Origin of the sequence: Sphingomonas panacisoli (genome assembly GCF_007859635.1) — a bacterium.
Classification (GTDB): Bacteria; Pseudomonadota; Alphaproteobacteria; order Sphingomonadales; family Sphingomonadaceae; genus Sphingomonas; species Sphingomonas panacisoli.
Genome location: NZ_CP042306.1, coordinates 1,563,133 through 1,580,227 on the forward strand (window position 1 = coordinate 1,563,133; position 17,095 = coordinate 1,580,227).

General features: G+C 64.6%; 24 protein-coding genes and 2 tRNA genes. 15 read left to right on the top strand and 11 right to left on the bottom strand.

Going from position 1 to position 17,095, the window contains the following annotated elements; translation table 11 throughout:
• Positions 1-4: 4 nt before the first annotated feature.
• Positions 5-556, bottom strand: coding sequence for a GbsR/MarR family transcriptional regulator (locus FPZ24_RS07970; RefSeq protein ID WP_146570856.1), 552 nt, complete (start codon positions 554-556; stop codon positions 5-7).
• 85 nt (positions 557-641) lie between these two features.
• Here FPZ24_RS07970 and FPZ24_RS07975 point away from each other — a divergent pair, with 85 nt between their 5' ends.
• Entirely contained in the window at positions 642-1,325 is a 684-nt protein-coding gene (locus tag FPZ24_RS07975; RefSeq protein WP_240047665.1) for a lysoplasmalogenase family protein, read from the top strand.
• On the top strand, positions 1,300-1,731 hold the full coding sequence (locus FPZ24_RS07980) for a DUF488 domain-containing protein (RefSeq protein WP_146570858.1): 432 nt from the start codon (positions 1,300-1,302) through the stop codon (positions 1,729-1,731). The genes FPZ24_RS07975 and FPZ24_RS07980 overlap by 26 nt, the downstream gene beginning before the upstream one ends.
• On the opposite strand, the gene FPZ24_RS07985 is transcribed toward FPZ24_RS07980, so the two are convergent.
• Both FPZ24_RS07985 and gyrA read right to left on the bottom strand, forming a co-directional pair.
• Positions 1,721-2,023, bottom strand: coding sequence for a DUF952 domain-containing protein (locus tag FPZ24_RS07985; RefSeq protein ID WP_146574296.1), 303 nt, complete (start codon positions 2,021-2,023; stop codon positions 1,721-1,723). The two genes, FPZ24_RS07980 and FPZ24_RS07985, sit on opposite strands and share 11 nt — an antisense overlap.
• Positions 2,024-2,064: 41 nt before the next feature.
• A complete protein-coding gene (gene gyrA, locus FPZ24_RS07990) occupies positions 2,065-4,824 on the bottom strand; it encodes a DNA gyrase subunit A (protein WP_146570860.1) in 2,760 nt (919 codons plus the stop codon).
• A 219-nt stretch (positions 4,825-5,043) separates the two neighbouring features.
• On the opposite strand from gyrA, the gene FPZ24_RS07995 reads away from it, so the two are divergent.
• Positions 5,044-6,324 (top strand): tetratricopeptide repeat protein, encoded by a 1,281-nt coding sequence (locus FPZ24_RS07995; protein WP_146570862.1) that lies wholly within the window; start codon positions 5,044-5,046, stop codon positions 6,322-6,324.
• Between the two features lie 44 nt (positions 6,325-6,368).
• Here the strand turns inward: FPZ24_RS07995 and FPZ24_RS08000 are convergent, their stop codons facing one another.
• Positions 6,369-6,836, bottom strand: a complete 468-nt coding sequence (locus FPZ24_RS08000) for an Lrp/AsnC family transcriptional regulator (RefSeq protein WP_146570864.1) — start codon at positions 6,834-6,836, stop codon at positions 6,369-6,371.
• Between the two features lie 141 nt (positions 6,837-6,977).
• Between FPZ24_RS08000 and FPZ24_RS08005 the strand changes: the two genes are divergently transcribed.
• The 3 genes from FPZ24_RS08005 to FPZ24_RS08015 all read left to right on the top strand — a co-directional run bounded on the left by FPZ24_RS08005 (position 6,978) and on the right by FPZ24_RS08015 (position 9,780).
• Positions 6,978-8,663 carry a sensor histidine kinase gene (locus FPZ24_RS08005; RefSeq protein WP_240047666.1) on the top strand — a complete coding sequence of 562 codons (1,686 nt, stop codon included), beginning with the start codon at positions 6,978-6,980 and terminating at the stop codon, positions 8,661-8,663.
• A gap of 1 nt (position 8,664) precedes the next feature.
• Positions 8,665-9,666 (top strand): polysaccharide deacetylase family protein, encoded by a 1,002-nt coding sequence (locus FPZ24_RS08010; protein ID WP_146570866.1) that lies wholly within the window; start codon positions 8,665-8,667, stop codon positions 9,664-9,666.
• Positions 9,667-9,703: 37 nt separating this feature from the next.
• Positions 9,704-9,780: transfer RNA gene (locus FPZ24_RS08015), tRNA-Ile, on the top strand.
• 24 nt (positions 9,781-9,804) lie between these two features.
• On the opposite strand, the gene FPZ24_RS08020 is transcribed toward FPZ24_RS08015, so the two are convergent.
• Positions 9,805-9,881 (bottom strand) — tRNA-Pro (locus tag FPZ24_RS08020).
• Positions 9,882-10,546: 665 nt separating this feature from the next.
• Between FPZ24_RS08020 and FPZ24_RS08025 the strand changes: the two genes are divergently transcribed.
• The 9 genes from FPZ24_RS08025 to FPZ24_RS08065 all read left to right on the top strand — a co-directional run bounded on the left by FPZ24_RS08025 (position 10,547) and on the right by FPZ24_RS08065 (position 14,597).
• Positions 10,547-11,173: a hypothetical protein gene (locus FPZ24_RS08025; protein WP_240047667.1), complete on the top strand. Its 627-nt coding sequence runs from the start codon at positions 10,547-10,549 to the stop codon at positions 11,171-11,173.
• Between the two features lie 29 nt (positions 11,174-11,202).
• Complete coding sequence (locus tag FPZ24_RS08030; protein WP_146570870.1) at positions 11,203-11,508, top strand: hypothetical protein; 306 nt, start codon at positions 11,203-11,205, stop codon at positions 11,506-11,508.
• Positions 11,505-12,434 (top strand): hypothetical protein, encoded by a 930-nt coding sequence (locus FPZ24_RS08035; protein ID WP_146570872.1) that lies wholly within the window; start codon positions 11,505-11,507, stop codon positions 12,432-12,434. The genes FPZ24_RS08030 and FPZ24_RS08035 overlap by 4 nt, the downstream gene beginning before the upstream one ends.
• The gene (locus FPZ24_RS08040; RefSeq protein ID WP_146570874.1) at positions 12,427-12,951 is read left to right on the top strand and encodes a hypothetical protein; all 525 of its coding nucleotides are present in this window, start codon (positions 12,427-12,429) and stop codon (positions 12,949-12,951) included. The genes FPZ24_RS08035 and FPZ24_RS08040 overlap by 8 nt, the downstream gene beginning before the upstream one ends.
• A 257-nt stretch (positions 12,952-13,208) precedes the next feature.
• Complete coding sequence (locus tag FPZ24_RS08045) at positions 13,209-13,526, top strand: hypothetical protein (protein ID WP_146570876.1); 318 nt, start codon at positions 13,209-13,211, stop codon at positions 13,524-13,526.
• On the top strand, positions 13,519-13,701 hold the full coding sequence (locus FPZ24_RS08050) for a hypothetical protein (RefSeq protein WP_146570878.1): 183 nt from the start codon (positions 13,519-13,521) through the stop codon (positions 13,699-13,701). The genes FPZ24_RS08045 and FPZ24_RS08050 overlap by 8 nt, the downstream gene beginning before the upstream one ends.
• Positions 13,698-14,069, top strand: coding sequence for a hypothetical protein (locus tag FPZ24_RS08055; RefSeq protein ID WP_146570880.1), 372 nt, complete (start codon positions 13,698-13,700; stop codon positions 14,067-14,069). The genes FPZ24_RS08050 and FPZ24_RS08055 overlap by 4 nt, the downstream gene beginning before the upstream one ends.
• A 36-nt stretch (positions 14,070-14,105) precedes the next feature.
• Positions 14,106-14,324 carry a hypothetical protein gene (locus FPZ24_RS08060; protein ID WP_146570882.1) on the top strand — a complete coding sequence of 73 codons (219 nt, stop codon included), beginning with the start codon at positions 14,106-14,108 and terminating at the stop codon, positions 14,322-14,324.
• Between the two features lie 54 nt (positions 14,325-14,378).
• Entirely contained in the window at positions 14,379-14,597 is a 219-nt protein-coding gene (locus FPZ24_RS08065) for a hypothetical protein (RefSeq protein ID WP_146570884.1), read from the top strand.
• On the opposite strand, the gene FPZ24_RS08070 is transcribed toward FPZ24_RS08065, so the two are convergent.
• From FPZ24_RS08070 to FPZ24_RS08095, 6 genes are all read right to left on the bottom strand, one after another.
• On the bottom strand, positions 14,594-14,860 hold the full coding sequence (locus FPZ24_RS08070) for a hypothetical protein (protein WP_146570886.1): 267 nt from the start codon (positions 14,858-14,860) through the stop codon (positions 14,594-14,596). The genes FPZ24_RS08065 and FPZ24_RS08070 overlap by 4 nt on opposite strands.
• A 209-nt stretch (positions 14,861-15,069) precedes the next feature.
• Complete coding sequence (locus FPZ24_RS08075; RefSeq protein ID WP_146570888.1) at positions 15,070-15,390, bottom strand: hypothetical protein; 321 nt, start codon at positions 15,388-15,390, stop codon at positions 15,070-15,072.
• Entirely contained in the window at positions 15,387-15,704 is a 318-nt protein-coding gene (locus FPZ24_RS08080; RefSeq protein ID WP_146570890.1) for a hypothetical protein, read from the bottom strand. Before FPZ24_RS08080 ends, FPZ24_RS08075 begins: the two co-directional genes overlap by 4 nt.
• On the bottom strand, positions 15,701-16,282 hold the full coding sequence (locus FPZ24_RS08085; RefSeq protein ID WP_146570892.1) for a hypothetical protein: 582 nt from the start codon (positions 16,280-16,282) through the stop codon (positions 15,701-15,703). Before FPZ24_RS08085 ends, FPZ24_RS08080 begins: the two co-directional genes overlap by 4 nt.
• Positions 16,279-16,614: a hypothetical protein gene (locus FPZ24_RS08090; RefSeq protein ID WP_146570894.1), complete on the bottom strand. Its 336-nt coding sequence runs from the start codon at positions 16,612-16,614 to the stop codon at positions 16,279-16,281. Before FPZ24_RS08090 ends, FPZ24_RS08085 begins: the two co-directional genes overlap by 4 nt.
• Entirely contained in the window at positions 16,601-17,065 is a 465-nt protein-coding gene (locus tag FPZ24_RS08095) for a hypothetical protein (RefSeq protein WP_146570896.1), read from the bottom strand. The genes FPZ24_RS08090 and FPZ24_RS08095 overlap by 14 nt, the downstream gene beginning before the upstream one ends.
• Positions 17,066-17,095: the final 30 nt, after the last annotated feature.

Genomic DNA, 17,095 nt, shown 5'->3' on the forward strand with positions numbered 1-17,095 from the left:
GCCCTCAATCCTTCGATTTGGATTTGCGGCCGGGGATCAGCTTGGCGACTTTACTCCCGAGCTTCATTAGCGCGACGAGGGTCGGTTTGGGCAGGACGCGGACCTGATCGTACCAGGACGACAGCGTCCAGATGAACTCGTACATCCGGCCGATCCGCTCGCGGACATGCGCGGGGGCAGTCTTGTCGGCACCGAGACGTTCGGACAGTTCGGCGAGCAGCGCGATCGTCGGATCGACCTCGCGGCGTTTGCGCTCGGCGGAGATGCGCATCAGCATTTCCCACAGGTCGGTCTCCGCGACGAAATGGTCGCGGCGATCGCCTTCGACATGCACGCGGCGCACGATCATGTACGCCTGCAATTCCTTGAGCGCGGTCGACACGTTGGAGCGGGCCAAGCCGAGCGCGGTGACGATCGTGTCGGCGTCGAGCGGGCGGTCGGAGAGGTAGAGCAGAGCGTGGACTTGCGCGACCGACCGATTGACCCCCCAATGCGTCCCCATCTCTCCCCAATGAAGGATGAAAGCCTTGGCGTCGGGGTGATCGATCACGGTCATATCGTCTCTTTCTGTAATTCCAGAAATAACTGTTGCACGATGCAGAGTCAAGCAGGACCGATCGGGGGTTGCGGCGGCCAAGTCGATGGACCAACCTGCGCTGATGACGCCGACCGCACCCCGTTACCCTCTGATCCTCGCCGCCGCGCTGCTCGCCGGCGTGAGCTTCTGGATCGGTCGCACCCATGTCGATGAAGGTATCGCATGGGTGGCTTGGAAGGGCGCTTGTGTCGCGTTGCTCGCGTTGTGGGCGGCGATGAATGCGCGCAATGGCGATGGGTGGCTGATCACTGTCGTCATGGTGTTCGGCGCACTGGGAGACGTGCTGCTTGAGCGTAGCCAGGCGATCGGCGGCGGGGCGTTCCTGGCCGGCCATCTCGCCGCGGCCACGCTATATCTGCGCCACCGTCGTTTAGCGCGGTCGGGCAGCCAGACGATGCTCGCCGTCGTGCTGGCGATCGGCATTCCGGTGATCGCTTTCCTGTTGACGCGCCAGCCGCTGGTCGCGGTCTACGCCCTCGGATTGGGGGCGATGGCGGGGAGCGCATGGGCGAGCAGTTTCCCGCGCTACCGCGTCGGACTCGGCGCGGTGATGTTCGCGGCGTCGGACTTGCTGATCTTCGCGAAGATCGGGCCGCTCGCGACGTCGCCGCTGCCCGGTATGTTGATCTGGCCGCTCTACTTCCTGGGCCAGTCGCTGGTCGCCTGGGGCGCCGTCACCACCATCCTGCGCTGGAAAGACAATGACGATCTTCACCATCGGCTATGAAGGCACGACGATGGAGGCGTTTCTCGCTGCCCTGAAGGCGGCGGGCGTGGAGCAAGTCATCGACGTCCGCGCGCTGCCGCTGTCGCGCCGGCCGGGCTTTTCGAAGAATTCGCTCGCGGCGACGTTGAAGGATGCCGGGATCGACTACGTCCATCTGAAAGCGCTCGGCACGCCCAAGCCGGGCCGTGACGCCGCGAAAAAGGGCGATTGGCGAACGATGGAGACCGTCTATGCCGGCCAGCTGAACCTGCCCGAAGCACAAGCCGAAGCGGCGAAGATGCGCGCGCTGGCGGCCGACAAGAAATCGGCGCTGCTTTGCTTCGAACGCGACCCGCAATATTGCCATCGCACCATGTTGCTGCGCGAGGAAGGCGAGGGCGCTGAGGTCGTCGATCTCATCCCGTGATCGGCAGCTTCACCGTGCCGTCTTCGCGGCGTTCCAGCGGGCTGTAGGCGATCACGACTTCCAACGGCATTCGCCCGTAGATGTGCGGGAAGAGCTGGCCGCCGCGCGATTCCTCCCACTTCACCGCGCCGCCGAGCGCGTCGAGGTCGATCGCCGCGACCCACAGATCGTCCTGGCCGGCGAAATGCTTATCGACGGTTTCGGTCAGCTGCGCGGTGGTCGACAGATGGATGTACCCATCCGCCCGGTCGATCGGCGCGCCCTCGAAGCGATCCGCTTCGAGGGCGCGCATCTCATCGTCGGTCAGTACCTTATAGGCCGTCGTCGGACGGCTCACTCGCCGCCCTCCGGCCCCGCTGCGCTGTCGTCCGCCGTGTCGGCACCGGTTTCCGGTGCGATCGCGCGGTCTTCCGGTGTGGTCAGGTCCGCCTCGGCATCGCCTTCGGTCTCTTCGATCCGCGCGGCGGAGACGACATGCTCGTCATCGGCGACATTGAACAGCCGCACGCCCGCCGAACCGCGACCGATGACACGCAGGTCGCCGAGCGACATGCGGATCAGCTTGGCCTGGTCGGTGACCAGCATCAACTGATGCCCCTTCGTCGCCGGGAAGCTGGCGACGACGAGACCGTTGCGCTTGATATTGTCGATATTGGTGATGCCCTGGCCACCACGACCGGTCCGGCGATATTCATAGGCCGAGGACAGCTTGCCGTAACCGTTGGCGCAGACAGTCAGGATGAATTGTTCCTTGGCGACCAGCTCCTCGAACCGCGCCTGACTCATCGTCGGCTGCGTGTCCTTGTCGGCCTTCCACGGGGCGTGACGCAGATAATCGTCGCGCTCGTCCTGGTCCCTGACCCCGACCTTGTGGAGGATCGACAGCGAGATGACCTCATCGTCCTTGCCCAGCCGCATCCCGCGCACGCCGGTCGAATTGCGGCTCTGGAACTCGCGTACTTCGTCGCCGGCAAAGCGGATCGCCTTGCCCGCACGAGTCGCGAGCAGGACGTCGTCGCCTTCCTCAAGCAAGGCGACGCCGATCAGGCGGTCGTCCTCGTCCTCGCCCTCGAACTTCATCGCGATCTTGCCGTTCGACGGGACGTTCGTGAACGCGTCCATCGAGTTGCGGCGCACCGATCCCTTGGCGGTCGCGAACATGACGTGGAGCTTGCCCCACTCCGCCTCGTCCTCGGGCAACGGCAACACTGTCGAGATCGTCTCGCCTTCGGCCAGCGGCAGCAGGTTGATCATCGGCCGCCCGCGCGTGTTGGCGCCGCCTTCGGGCAAGCGCCACACCTTCATCCGATAGACGCGGCCGAGCGTGGAGAAGAACAGCACCGGCGTATGGGTGCTGGTCACGAACAATTCGGTGACCGCATCCTCGTCCTTGGTCGCCATGCCGGAGCGGCCCTTGCCGCCGCGGCCCTGCGCGCGGAACGTGTCGAGGCTGGTGCGCTTGATATAACCCTGCACCGTGACCGTGACGACCATCTCCTCGCGCTCGATCAGGTCTTCGTCTTCGATGCCGTCAGCGGCGTTGGCGATCTCGGTGCGGCGCGGCGTCGCGAATTGCTCGCGGACCTCGAGCAGTTCCTCGCGCAGCACTTCGTACAGCCGCGCGCGGTTGGCGAGGATTTCGAGCAGTTCGGCGATCGACGACGCCAGTTCCTGCAACTCGCCGCCGATTTCGTCGCGACCGAGCCCGGTCAGGCGGTGGAGGCGGAGGTCGAGGATCGCGCGGACCTGTAGATCGGACAGGCGATAGGTGTCGCCGGTGATCTCCGTTTCGACCGCTTCGACCAGCTTGATATACTGCGCGATCTCACCGATCGGCCATTCGCGCATGAGGAGGGCGTTGCGCGCCTCGACCGGGCTCGCCGAGCCGCGGATGATGCGGACGACCTCATCGAGGTTTGTGACCGCGATGACCAGGCCGAGCAACAGGTGCGCGCGATCGCGGGCCTTCGCCAACTCGAATTTCGAGCGGCGGGTGATGACCTGCTCACGGAACTGGATGAACGCCTGGATGAAGTCGCGCAGGTTGAGCAGTTCCGGCCGGCCGCCGCGAATCGCCAGCATGTTGGCGGGGAACGACCCCTGCGCGGGGGTGTGCCGCCACAATTGGTTGAGCACAACTTCGGGCGTCGCGTCGCGCTTCAGCTCGATGACGACGCGCACCCCCGCGCGATTCGATTCGTCGCGGACGTCGCTGATCCCCTCGATCCGCTTGTCCTTCGCGGCCTCGGCGATCTTCTCGACCAGCGCGTTCTTGCCCTGCTGGAACGGGATTTCGGTGAGGACGATCGAGCGTTTGTCGCCGCGGCCTTCCTCGATCTCGTAGCGCGAGCGCAGGATGATCGACCCGCGCCCGCTCTCATACGCCGACCGCGCGCCCGAACGGCCGAGGATAATCGCGCCGGTGGGGAAGTCGGGCCCCGGCACGATCTCCATCAGTTCCTCGGTCGTGATCGCGCCATTGTTCATGTACGCGAAGCACGCGTCGATCACTTCGCCTAGGTTATGCGGCGGGATGTTGGTCGCCATGCCGACCGCGATGCCGCCGGCGCCGTTGACCAGCAGGTTGGGGAAGCGGGCAGGGAGGACCGACGGCTCGTTCTCCGACCCGTCATAGTTCGGGACGAAATCGACCGTGTCCTTGTCGAGATCCTCCATCAGGAAGCTGGCGGGCTTGGCCAGGCGCGCTTCGGTGTAGCGCATCGCGGCGGGCGGATCGGGGTCCATCGAGCCGAAATTGCCCTGGCCGTCGATCAGCGGCAGCCGCATCGACCAATCCTGGGTCATGCGCGCCAACGCGTCATAGATCGCGGTGTCGCCGTGGGGGTGATATTTACCGATCACGTCGCCGACGATGCGGGCCGATTTGCGGTAGGGACGGTTGTAGTAAAACCCGCTCTCCTGCGCGGAGAACAGGATGCGACGATGGACCGGTTTCAACCCGTCGCGCACGTCGGGCAGCGCACGGGCGACGATCACGCTCATCGCATAGTCGAGGTAACTCGTCTTCATCTCGTCGACGATCGAGATGGGGGTAATGTCCGAAGGGTCGGCGAGGATGGTCTCGTCGGTCAAATCTCTGGTGCTTTCAGGTGACGTTGCAGTTCGGTGACGACCCTAGCCGTCCGCGCAACCGATGTCACGCGTACGCGCGTACGCGCGCGAGGAAATTCGCGCCATTCAATCCGCATTCAGCCCGGATCGGCCAATCGCGCCGCCGACGCGCCTTGAACGTCCCGCTGACGCTGATTAGAGCGGTGTCGAAGGGCTGGGGCGCCCATGAGGAGAGTTTCGATGAAGAGGATTTCGACCGCCGTGCTGACCGCGGCGCTGGTGACCGGACTGGCCGGCGTGACGATCGCGACGCCATCGGCTGCCAAGAAAAAGGAAGAAGCACCCAAGGGCCCCCAGGTCAGCGCCGCCGTCGGCGCCGGAATCCAGAAGGCCAAGGCGGCGTTCGCCGCGAAGGATTGGGCCGGTGCGGAAGCCGCCATCGTCGAGGTCGAGACGGCCGCCAAGACCGACGACGAGAAATATTACGCCAACTTCCTGCGCTACGCCCTGGTGTCGCAGAAGATCGCCGACGCCTCGACCGGCACGAACGGCGCGTTCGATCCGACGCCGATGATCGCACCGCTCGACGCGATGATCGCCAATCCGGCGACCCCCGCCGATATGCGCCCGCAGTTCGAATATAGCCGCGCGACGATCGCGTACGACCAGAAGAACTGGGCGCTCGCCACGCAGTTGTTCACCGCCGCGCAGACGCACGGTTCGACCCAGGCGAACCTGCAGCTCTACCTCGCCAAGGCGAAGGTGCAGGGCGGCAACGCGGCAGGCGGCATGGCCGATATGGACGCGCTCTACGCCAGCGGAAAACCCCAGACCGAGGATTTCTACAAATACGCCATTTCGCAGTCGAATACGGCGGGTCTGCGCGCCGATACGATGAAGTGGCTGCAGCGCTGGGTCACCGCGTATCCGACGCCGGAGACGTGGCGTAACGCGATCGGCTTCTACGCCTTCACCAACAAGCCGCTGGCGAAGCTCGACAAGCGGCAACGCGTCGATCTGTTCCGGCTGATGCGCGTGACCAAAGCCCTGGCCGATCAGAGCTATTACGAGGAATATGCCCAGGCTTCCGGCGATATCGGCCTGCCCGACGAAGCGAAGGCCGTGATCGACGAGGGCAAGGCGAACGGGAAGATCCCGGCGAACCCGAGTTCGGCGATCAAGGCGCTCGCGACCGATTCGACCGCGCAGATCGCCGCCGAGGGATCGTTCGACGCGCTTGAGCGCAAGGCGGGCGCTGCGCCGACCGGCCCGCTATCGGCACAGACCGGCGACGCGTATCTCGGCCGCGGCAATTACGCCAAGGCGGTGGTGCTGTATCGCCAGGCACTGACCAAGGGCGGCGTCAACAATGACGAGGTCAATACGCACCTCGGCATCGCGCTGGCGCTGTCAGGAGACAAGGCCGGGGCGAAAACCGCGTTCACTGCCGTTACCGGCGCGCCGCGCAACGACATCGCGGCGTTCTGGATGATCTATCTCGACCATCCGCCGACGGCGTAATCGCCTGCGACATCGAAGAGGGCGATCAGCGATGGCCGCCCTTTTTATTCCTCCCCGACGGGAATGCCTGGCTGGTGCTTCGACGTGCGGATCGTCAGCGAGGTTTTCACGCTGGCGACGTTGGGGGCAGGTGTCAGGTGCGTGGTCAGGATGTCCTGAAACGCGCGCAAGTCGCTCGCGACGATCTTCAGAATGAAGTCGATCTCGCCATTGAGCATGTGGCATTCGCGGATTTCGGGGATCGTCGCGACATGCGTTTCGAACGCGGCAAGGTCGCGTTCGGCCTGGCTCCGCAGGCTGACCATCGCGAACACGGTGATCGGATAACCCAGCGCCGCGGCGTCGAGTTCGGCATGATATCCCTGGATCGCGCCGGCTTCCTCCAGCGCGCGGACGCGGCGCAGACACGGTGGCGCCGTCAGCCCGACTCGATCGGCGAGATCGACATTGGTCATGCGACCGTCCGCCTGAAGGAGGGCCAAAATCTGCCGATCGATTCGATCCAACGCCATGTTGTCACTTTCCGGAATTTTTCGACGTGCTGCGGTGACCCAGGCTATAATAAAATTGCTGAAATACGCAATCGTCCCACATTGCGACGCGCCAAAATGAGGCGTTGATGCGCGCGGCGACAGGGTTAAGGTTTCATTACGATGCGTTCCATCGCGTCGTTCATGGGGGTTCTGGTTTTGCGCTTCGACGACAGCCTCGACACGGTCTTGGGCGCCGATATGGCGACGCCGTTCGGCGCGCAGTCGGCGTGGCGCCAACTGACCGATCTGGTCGGGCGCGGCCGTGCGGCGGATGTTGCGGAAGCGGTAACGCGATTGCGGTCGATTCGGGCGATGGTGCCGGCGCCGGTGCGATCGGCGAGCGCGCGCAGCGTCGCCTTCGCAGCGCCGCCAGCCGCGTTGGTTCGGCTGTTCGGTGAGGACGAACCGTCGATCGCCGCGCCTGTTCTGTCGACCGCGATCCTCGACGCCGACGATTGGCTGGCGATGATTCCCGAGCTGCCCGCGGCGTCGCGATCGCTGCTGCGGCACCGGCGTGATCTGCCGGCGCGCGCGGTTCGTGCGCTCGACAGTTACGGCGCCGCCGATTTCGCATTGCCCCAGCCCGATACGCGCGTCGATGTGTCGGTCGAACTCGAACTCGAACTCGTGACCCTGGCGCCGGTCGCTCCGGTAGCAGCCAATGATCCGGCGCCGGTCGATCCGACCGGTCCGTTCGCCATCGCCGAACTCGTCGCACGGCTCGATGCCTATCAGCGCGATCATGGCGATCTCAACACGCCCCCGCGCAAGCTCGACGACGCACCGGCGATCCCGGCCGAGCATTTCTGTTTCGAAACCGACGCGAGCGGGACGATCCGCTGGGTCGACGGCGTACCGCGCGAGCCGCTGATCGGCATGATGCTAGGGGCGGGGCCGGTCCGCGTCGATGGGGTGGTCAGCGGCGCGTTTCGTCGCCGCGCTCCGATCGCCAACGCCCGGCTCGTCGTCGCCGGTCAGTCCGCGGCCTCGGGCGATTGGCAGGTGTCGGCCACGCCGGCGTTCGACACGATCAACGGGCGTTTCACGGGCTATCGCGGTGTAGCGCGGCGCCCGCGGATGGACGAGCGCGCCGAACCCGTTCGCGGCGCGCGCCCGGCGGCCGAGGCGTTCCGCGCGTTGGTCCACGAACTGCGCACGCCGACCAACGCCATTTCAGGTTTCGCCGAAATGATCGAAGCGCAGGTGCTCGGCCCCGCGCCGGACGTCTATCGCGAGCGCGCCGCGGCGATCCGCGGAAATACGCGCGAATTGCTCGATGCGATCGAGGACGTCGACACCGCCGCGCGGCTCGACCAGAACGCGTTGATGCTGCGGCCCGGCGTCATTGCGATCGCGCCGATGTTGTCGCGCGCCGCCGCCGATCTCGAGCCGTTGATGCGGTTGCGTGGGGCGGTGGTCGATCTGGATCGCGGGCCGGCCGGGCTGGGTGTCGCGGGAGACGAGATCGCGGTGACGCGCATCGTCAATCGGCTGTTGAGCCTGGTGATCTCCGCGAGCACAGCCGGCGAACGGCTGACGGTCCGCGCGATGCAGGAGGGCGACACCATGGCGCTCGCTATCGATCGGCCACGCGCGTTCGCCGCGCTACCCGGCGATGCGTTGTTCGCGCTGGACAGCGAGGACCAGGGGGAGGGCGCCATATTGCTCGGCGCCGGTTTCGCGTTGCGGCTCGCGCGGCGGCTGGCGGTCGAACTGGGCGGCGGCCTGGCGATCGGCGAGGATTGCTTGACATTGCGCCTGCCGGCGGCGTTGGATCACGACGTGGGGCAGCTTTCTTCCAACTGACGTGACGCGCGAGTCCCTACCGGCCGGTTTCCGTCCGCGCCAGCCCGCGCCCGCTGACCTGATCGCGTGGCCCGCCGATTTCGGCACGCGGTTCGTCGTGTTCGTCGATGTCGAGGAGGAGTTCGACTGGGCCCGGCCCTTGTCGCGCGACAATCGCTCGGTGGAGGCAGTCGCCGCTTTGCCGGGCGCACACGCGCGGTTCGCGGCGGCGGGCGTGCCGCTAGCGTTGATGATCGACGATCCCGTAGCGACCGATGCGCGCGCGATCGATCTGATCGCACCGTTGCTGACCGGCGGCAGCGTCGCGGGTGCGCAACTCCACCCCTGGGTCACGCCGCCGTTCGATGAGGAATTGAGCCCACGTAACAGTTTTGTCGGCAATCTGCCGCGCGACCAGGAGGCGGCGAAGATCGATGCGCTGACCGATGCGATCGCGGCGGCATTCGGGACACGCCCGACCGCGTATCGCGCGGGCCGCTACGGAATCGGGCCTGCGACGTTCGAGCTGCTTGCCGAGCGGGGATATCGCCTGGACAGCTCGATGCGGCCGGGATTCGACTATGCCCACGAGGGCGGACCTGATTTCTCGGCATTCGGCAATCACGCATTCCGGATCGGCAGCTTGATCGAACTGCCCTCGACCACGGTGTTCACCGGTCTGGCGCGGGGTGTGGGCAAAGGATTGTATCGAGCCGCCGGTCGCGTACCGAAAGGCCGCGGCCTGCTCGCGCGCACGGGATTGCTGCAACGCATCCCGCTGACCCCCGAAGGCATCCCGATCGCCGAGGCGCTGGAAGCGATCCGCGTCGCGGTGGGCGAGGGGGTGCGCGTCCTCAACTTCGCCTTCCATTCACCCTCGCTGACGCCCGGCCACACGCCTTACGTGCGCGACGACGGCGACCTCGCGACGTTCTGGGCGTGGTGGGACCGGGTTCTGGCGGAACTCGACCGTCTCGGCGTGCGGCCATGCGGGCTGGCGGAACTGATCGACGCGGCGGGTTGATCGTTCGCGATGAAGTCCGCTACGGCGACGATAGGGTGGGCCTGTAGCTCAACTGGTTAGAGCTGGCCGCTCATAACGGCTAGGTTGCGGGTTCAAGTCCTGCCGGGCCCACCAACCGCCTCGATCGCTTGTGAGAAATGGTCGGGGAGACAGGATTCGAACCTGCGACATCCTGCTCCCAAAGCAGGCGCGCTACCGGACTGCGCCACTCCCCGACGCCGGTTTTCCCTTAGGGGAGGCCCTTGCGCACTGGCAACCCGCAATCGGTTTCGCGGCAATGAGCGGCGGAACACGGCAGGAACGGGCGTCAAGAGTCCCGGATTATCCCCGGAGGATGTTCGCCACGCGTTCTCTCCCACCCCCTCCCGCACGACGGTTGCGCCTTTTGAAAGGTGTCGAACCAGCGCTGGCGATGCCGTTCCGGCCCGGGCTTTCGCGCTTCGCGCCGAGCCTGAAGTCTCGGCCCTGTCGGGCTTCAATCCCTATCGCGGGGAGGCCAAGTGAACATTGTAATTCATCCGACCGGCAAGCCATGTACGCCTGCGACGAACGAGTGGGTGCTTGCCTATTGGCCTCACTTGGACGGCATGTACCGGGCAGGCTCCTCGCGCGCCAAACTTGCTGGCTGGTTTCCCACTCGGCTGCGGCCAAGCGGGTATTGGGCGGTAACTGATCGCATAGGCCGCCCGGCCTGGCGAATGGCCGATCACTCGCATCCGCCGTTCTGGACCCGCATTTTGCCCGCGTCAGCGATTGAAGCGCGTAGCGGCGAGACCGAAGGGCTCGACCCGCAGGGCGAAAGCGCGGTCCCTGAAAGGGGAGACGCCCAATGACGCGGCCCGTTCTCAGGGAGGAATGTCGCCCGGTTGGGGTAGGCAGGGTGGCGGCGCTGTATGTCGAAAGCGGCGGCGTCTATTTCGATCTGCCCGCGGTTGATCCGTGGCCGGCCTATCGCGATGCCAGGACGTACGCCGGCCCGCATCCTGTGGTGGCACACCCTCCGTGTCAGCGATGGGGGCGGTTCTGGCACGGCAGCACGCGCAAGCCGCATCAGTTCAAGCTTGGCGACGACGGCGGCTGCTTCGAGGCCGCGCTGTCGAGTGTGCGCGCCTTTGGCGGCGTGATCGAACATCCGGCTGACAGTCGCGCCTGGGCGCATTTCGGCCTGCCGATCCCGAAGCGAGGCGCCGGCTGGACTGCGCCAGACGAGTTCGGCGGGCGTCCCTGCTACGTCGAGCAAGGGAACTACGGCCACGACAGCCGCAAGCCCACCTGGCTCTACGCGGTCGGCGTCGAGTTTCCCGAACTGGACTGGTCGCGCGGCGAACAGCGTATCCCGCAATGGATGCTCGATCGCTACGGCTATGAGAAGGCCAGGCGCATCGGTGTCGTCGCGATGGTCGGCGGGAAGCACAAAACCCGCATCAGGAACGCCACGCCGGCGCCCTTCCGCGATCTGCTGCTGAGCATTGCCCGCAGCGCCCAGCCGGCCCGGTTGGCAGCATGAACCCGACCCTCACATCCTCAAGGAGCGTTATGTCCACGCCCACACCGTCCGAAGAGTTGGAAGTGATCGCGAAGGGGCCATCCAAACAGCAAAGCCGCCGCCAGCTTCGTGCGATGCGTGACCGATGGCGTCGCGACCTCGATAAGCTGGAGGCGGACCAGCCTGTCGGAGATCGGTGGGATTGGGCGACCCCGAACATCGAGGTGCAACGCAATCTGGCGACCGCCATCGCATGGATCGATGGCATGATTACGGGCCGCAAGGTTCGCGACGAAGATTACGCGGAGCGCGACGCAGCAGCCCTCCGCTCTCATCTACAGGAACAGAGCCAATGATTGAGCCTAACGAGTTGGTGGAGCGGCTCCCCGACTACATCACATCGGCGAAACGCGCACTCGCCGAGTTCAATGCGAACCGCCTTTGCGCCCATGAATTTGAGGGCATTATCGCTGGTGCAGAGGCTTGGCTCGCCGTCGTCGCCAATCCCAATCCACCGCAAGGGCGGGGCATATTGCGTGATGCGCTGCTCGGCATCGAGATTTACGCGCAGGACACGCTCTCCGGCGAGGCCAATCCTGCCGACAGTCGCGAACGCTGGTATGCTGACGGCATCCGCGAGATTCGCACCCGTGCTCGCGACGCCCTGAAAGCCGCTCTCACCTCTCCAGCCATGTCCCCAACGAATGGACTGCGGGAGCTATTGGCGGCCGCGCTGTGGGCAGATGGGCAAATCAGACTGGCATCGTGCGCGTTCACCGAATTGCCTGCCGAACGCACCGACTTCCGCCTACGCGCCGACAAGATATTGGCTCACCCTGCTCTCGCCGCCCTCGAAAGCGCATCCACAGCCATATCGGGGGAGGGTGTCCCGGCTGGCATGAAGTCATGGGCTGGCGGCGAAAGTGCTCCTGAAGACTGGGACTACGGCCCGGTCCGCTTTCGAAGCGGCATTGTCGGTTTGGGCATCGGTGCTGACCGCCTAAACTGGCGCATTCCGCAGCGTGACGGTGCCGACTACATGGGGTCCGACATCGTCGCGTACACGCCGATCCGCGCCCTCTCCCATAGCGTAACAGGAGTAGTGGATAACGGACGAGAGGCGGCGATCAAGGAAGCGATCGATTGGCTTCAAGAGATCGTCAACAACACCGGGTTCGAAACGCACGTTGCGTTCATGGCCGCAGAGTGTCGCGTCGCTCGTCTTCGAGCCGCCGCTATCCGAGACTCTATCGATACAGGGGAGGGAGGCGTCAATGAGTGATCTCATCCCCGAACACCCTCTACTGGCGATCGGCTCAGCTATCGCGGCAATTGGGATATTCGCCGTGGCCGGTATTCTCACAATCATGAGTGGAAATTATGACATGACGTTGAAGTTACCACCCGAAGAACAGGCGCGCCAAACCCTAGCCGAGCAAAACGCTGCGACAGCCGCCCTCAGCGCGATCTTCGATATTCTCGAAGCGCTGAAACCGCACTTCCCTGACATTGCTGGCGGCTTTGCTCGCGGGACTGGCGGGGTGGATTTGCCGTTCATCCTGTCGGTGCTTGCCGGCGAGAAAAACGGACAAGAGGCGGCATGGCTTCCAATGCATCGCGCGCTCTACGAAAAATGGGTGCTCGTCGCTTGCGAGCTTCACGGCGAACAGACAGTCGTTGAGGCCATGCAATACCGGCGCGATGGCTGGATGACTTTCGGCTGCAACGGCGGGCATAAAATCTCGCCGACTGCTTGGATGCATAAGCCTGAACCGCCTACTGGGGAGGGAGGAAAGTGACGGAGGATGTTGGGCGCGACCCGTTTGTCGCATTTGGAATTGAGGCTTGCAAGATTGACCGCGACGCACGGCTTTCCGACCTGACGCCGGACGAATTCACCTCGCTGGTCAATGCAGTGGTTCGTGCTGCCCTCGTTAACCCAACCAAGCACAATCACTGGAAACCGGGTGAACCGGATTGTCCGCACGCCAAGCCTTCGCACCCCACCCGACGACACCCCCTACACCAATCTCGGCAACCAAGAGGGAAGTGACCGATGACTGACGGCAATCATCTGGTAGAGCTGGCGGACTTGTATCGCGTGCAGCCGGTTGAAGGCGGCTATCAGCCCGAAATGCGTTGGACCTGCAAGAACGGCGCGCTGTGGGTCCCGCTGCAGGCTGACGGCTTCTGGGCGGACCCGGACGCTTATAGCACCGGAGAAGTCACAGTGAAATCGGTTATGACGCTAGACGACGCGCGCCGCGCCGTTTGGCTCGCCCAGAAAGAAAACGTCGGAACGCCATACGACGCCGTTCGCGGCAGCTTAGCCCGATCCCGCGCCACCCAACCCGAAAGCCCCTCCCATGAATAGCCAAGAAGCAGGGCGACTGCGGCAAATCGCCGACGCAGAGATGGAAAAAGTCTTAGCGGCGCGAGAATCCGTAAAGCGCGCGCAGCAGGATCTGGAAGCCGCCCAGAAAGCGGCGCTTGATGCCGAGCGAGATGCTGTGCGTGCCGAGATGCGGAACCAAGTGGGCAAGGCATGACCCAAGAAGCAGAGCGCCCAGACATGCTGGCCGAAGAGGCGGGCGAAGTCGATTGGCCGGACCGCGACCTGTATGAGTGCGCCAACCAGCTTGAGGGCTACATCGATAGCGCTACGCCCGACGACTTAGCGGCATTTCTGCGGCGGGAGGCTCTGGTGGCGGCTGGACTAGCCAATACAATCGTCAGAATGCGGCGAGCCTCAACGATACCGGCCGACCATGTGGTAGTGCCGCGAGAGCCGAGTGAGGCGATGTTGCGCGCTGTTGATTGGCAAATCGAAGGGCCGGAAGCCGATTGGGACGATCTACGCTCGCTCTGGTCCGCAATGATTTCCGCCGTACCCGATGCCGTAGATGGCGAGGGGTAGCTTGCAATGTTGGATTTGGGCGGGTGACGTGCGCCCATGCCCGACTCACGCCAGACCCTCGCCCGCCTAGCCGCAGACCGCGGCGAATCGCTTTCCTCGCTCTCCCGGCTGATCGGCCGCAATCCAGCCTACGTGCAGCAGTTCATCGAGCGCGGGACACCGAAGCGCCTGGACGAGGACGATCGCCTGGCGCTGGCGATGCACTTCCGGATCGACGAGCGGGAGTTGGGCGCGCGGGAGCCTTGGCGGCCGTGAATTCAACCGGCGAGCGAATCGGCCTATAATCTCTATGCTTAAAAGGAGATTGTCATGTTCGAACACGCTTACCGCCGCCTGCTCAAAGTCCGCGCCAATCGCGATCAAATCCTGCAAACCATCTTGGGGATGCGCGGCAGTCGCTATCTGGAAGGCGTGGGCCGCGCTCCGATGGTGGATGTCACGGAACGCCGGCTCGGCGAGCAACTGTCGATGCTGCTGATACAGACTCGCGAGATGCTCCGGTTGGAGCGAGCATTGTTTGGTGGCTAATCCTCCCGCCACCCTTTCGCCTTCAACTGCAATACGATGCCGTTGAGCGATGCCGTCAGCGATTGACCGCGGCCGATCTCGTTATCCCCGCCAGCGCCGTCCCAGAACTGCTCTAGCGGCCATCTCTGGGCAACGTGGGGCAAGAGGGTGCGGAGGGCAAGCCTGACGGCGTTCGTCTGTACGGGGCCGCGCTTGGCTTCTAGCTGGGCGTCTTCCAGCGTCGCGAGGGCAAGGGCTACCAAGGTTCGTTCGCGCGGCGTCACGCCCTATCGTGGGCGGCGAGAGACGATTCGGCTAGGGCTTAGGGCATACCACGTTCGTCAGCTTGTTTGCCGCGGCCCAGCGGCAGAGGCGCGCATTCGCCGCCCAGCCACGCTCCCCCCATGCCTCAACGTCGCTCGAATACTGCGCGGCTGCCGTGTCGTCGGTGATCGACGCTTCCGGCATGACCGGCTTAGGTTCGTAAACCAGATCAGCAGGCGGCGGGCTTAGCCTTACCAGGGTGGGCCCGCATCCAGCGCTGGCAATTGAGAGCGCGACTAGCAGGGCCAGTCTCGCCCTTCGGTGCGGCATTGATCGCATCGGTTCTGTCCTGTTGGTTCGAGAGTATCGTGGCGTCGTCAGTGCGGCGCTGGTCGGCCGCGGCGTCCTTGGCGGCATCGTTCGTGGCACTGGCCTTTACGACCGATTTGCCCGCCTGATTCCGGCTGCACATTGTCATGCTGACGATCGCGAGGACGAGGCAGGCGATGGTCGCGCCGACGAGGACCTTGATGACGAGGGAGCGGGTCACGATTTCACTACCGCCACGTTGTCGCTCGCGCTCTTTGCCATCTTGAGCTCGTTCGCGTGCTGCCGGCGCGCTTTCCACTGGCGCCAAGCTGGCGTGCCGATCGCAATGACGAGACCGACGAACGCAAGGCCGGGTTCGCTGCCGAGCCAGTTCACGGTATCGACCATGCTGTGCTTGCCGAGCACCGCGACGAGGGCGGGCAGGGCGGCGACGAGCAGCAGAACGTCACGCGTGCCGGTGCCGACCTGCGCGGCCGTAGGTGTGACGGGAACCTCGATCGGCTTGTCGGGTACGTCTGGATTTAGATCGGTCATTTCCATCCCCCATCAAGAAGAGCGTTTTCGAAGATCTTGGCGTATCCCGCGACCATCGCCGCGCGGTCCTGCACGTTCACCAGGTAACGGGCGTTGATGTACTGCGTGATCGACGCCGCCCCTTGCGCAGGGAGCCGCTGCGACATCTTCTTGCCTTGGGCGTCGTAGCGGCCTTCTTCCATGCCCTTGCGGAGCGCGAGCGCGGCAATGTCGGGGCGCATCGCCAGATCGAGGTTCGCGAGAATGTCGCCGGGTTGCGTGAGGCCAGAGGCCGCGGCTTCGGCATCGAGCCACGCGTAATTCTTTGGCCACGTCACCTGCACATACCCGCGCCCATAGTGCGGCCAGTAGCGAAGGTTCTTCTTGCGCCACGCCTCGCTGGCGTTCGGGCTTTCTCGAACCGGCTGCATGGTCGCGCCCGTCTCATGCCAGGCGGTCGCCAGCATGTAGGCAGCGTAGGACAGCGGAGCGCCCTCGCACGCTTTCAGGACGGCATTGAAGCCGTTCACCTGTAGCTGGGACAGCCGACCCAGCTTGATACGCAGGGTGGCGAAGAATTTGGTGGGATCGAAGGTCATTCTAATATTCCCCGCTCTCTGAGCGCTTGGCGCACCACCTGTTCATCATGTCGGCGCTGCGCATCGGCCTTGAGCAATTCAACCAGCTCGCCCGTAATCTCGGCGCTGCTGCCGACCGTCTCGTTGACGCAGCCGAGGATCGAGATGAGTTCCTCCAGCAGCCGCTTGTCGGTGAACGACGCGGCGACGACGTGCATGTCGGCGGTTTCAGCTTGGCCGCCGTCCGCGACCCGTTTGCGGCCACTGAGATACCCGGCGAGACCAAGCATGATGATCCCAAGCGCGCCCCCAAGAAGCTTGAGTATGGCGATCCAGCCATCAGCCGATTCCATTGGCCGGGGTCCCGCGCTTGAACGCTGCCGCGATTTCGCGCGACGCACGGAGAACAGAAAGTAAGTCGAACGCCAGAAACCCCCCGTAAGTGAACAATGCGCCGGTCATCCACGGCAACTGGAGCGCGCCAAGCAGGAACCCGAGCCACAGCACGCCTGAACAGCCCGCACCGATCGCGCGAAACACCGTCGAGCCCTTCGGCCTGGAGCCGTTGATCCACAGGCACGCAAGGCGCACGATCCCGACGACGATCGCGAACACGCCCCATCCGCGCTGGTCGATTCCCGTCGCCAGCAGGGGTTGAAAGAACGGCCCGGCCATGGCGTGACGCGCCACGGTCAGGAAGCTGTCGATGAACGCGCTGAGGCCCCAGCACAGCACGACAACCGAGATAATCAACTCGGGCTGGCGATCCGGGTGACGGAATAGAGGAAGGCGGGCCAGTATCACGCCGCTTTCCTCTGGACTTGAGGGGCTATG

Bases quoted from the DNA above. Each gene is read 5' to 3' on its own strand.
- FPZ24_RS07970 (WP_146570856.1), bottom strand. From the start codon at position 556: ATGACCGTGATCGATCACCCCGACGCCAAGGCTTTCATCCTTCATTGG.
- FPZ24_RS07975 (WP_240047665.1), top strand. From the start codon at position 642: ATGGACCAACCTGCGCTGATGACGCCGACCGCACCCCGTTACCCTCTG.
- FPZ24_RS07980 (WP_146570858.1), top strand. From the start codon at position 1,300: ATGACGATCTTCACCATCGGCTATGAAGGCACGACGATGGAGGCGTTT.
- FPZ24_RS07985 (WP_146574296.1), bottom strand. From the start codon at position 2,023: ATGCGCGCCCTCGAAGCGGATCGCTTCGAGGGCGCGCCGATCGACCGG.
- FPZ24_RS07995 (WP_146570862.1), top strand. From the start codon at position 5,044: ATGAAGAGGATTTCGACCGCCGTGCTGACCGCGGCGCTGGTGACCGGA.
- FPZ24_RS08000 (WP_146570864.1), bottom strand. From the start codon at position 6,836: ATGGCGTTGGATCGAATCGATCGGCAGATTTTGGCCCTCCTTCAGGCG.
- FPZ24_RS08005 (WP_240047666.1), top strand. From the start codon at position 6,978: ATGCGTTCCATCGCGTCGTTCATGGGGGTTCTGGTTTTGCGCTTCGAC.
- FPZ24_RS08030 (WP_146570870.1), top strand. From the start codon at position 11,203: ATGTCCACGCCCACACCGTCCGAAGAGTTGGAAGTGATCGCGAAGGGG.
- FPZ24_RS08035 (WP_146570872.1), top strand. From the start codon at position 11,505: ATGATTGAGCCTAACGAGTTGGTGGAGCGGCTCCCCGACTACATCACA.
- FPZ24_RS08040 (WP_146570874.1), top strand. From the start codon at position 12,427: ATGAGTGATCTCATCCCCGAACACCCTCTACTGGCGATCGGCTCAGCT.
- FPZ24_RS08045 (WP_146570876.1), top strand. From the start codon at position 13,209: ATGACTGACGGCAATCATCTGGTAGAGCTGGCGGACTTGTATCGCGTG.
- FPZ24_RS08050 (WP_146570878.1), top strand. From the start codon at position 13,519: ATGAATAGCCAAGAAGCAGGGCGACTGCGGCAAATCGCCGACGCAGAG.
- FPZ24_RS08055 (WP_146570880.1), top strand. From the start codon at position 13,698: ATGACCCAAGAAGCAGAGCGCCCAGACATGCTGGCCGAAGAGGCGGGC.
- FPZ24_RS08060 (WP_146570882.1), top strand. From the start codon at position 14,106: ATGCCCGACTCACGCCAGACCCTCGCCCGCCTAGCCGCAGACCGCGGC.
- FPZ24_RS08065 (WP_146570884.1), top strand. From the start codon at position 14,379: ATGTTCGAACACGCTTACCGCCGCCTGCTCAAAGTCCGCGCCAATCGC.
- FPZ24_RS08080 (WP_146570890.1), bottom strand. From the start codon at position 15,704: ATGACCGATCTAAATCCAGACGTACCCGACAAGCCGATCGAGGTTCCC.
- FPZ24_RS08085 (WP_146570892.1), bottom strand. From the start codon at position 16,282: ATGACCTTCGATCCCACCAAATTCTTCGCCACCCTGCGTATCAAGCTG.
- FPZ24_RS08090 (WP_146570894.1), bottom strand. From the start codon at position 16,614: ATGGAATCGGCTGATGGCTGGATCGCCATACTCAAGCTTCTTGGGGGC.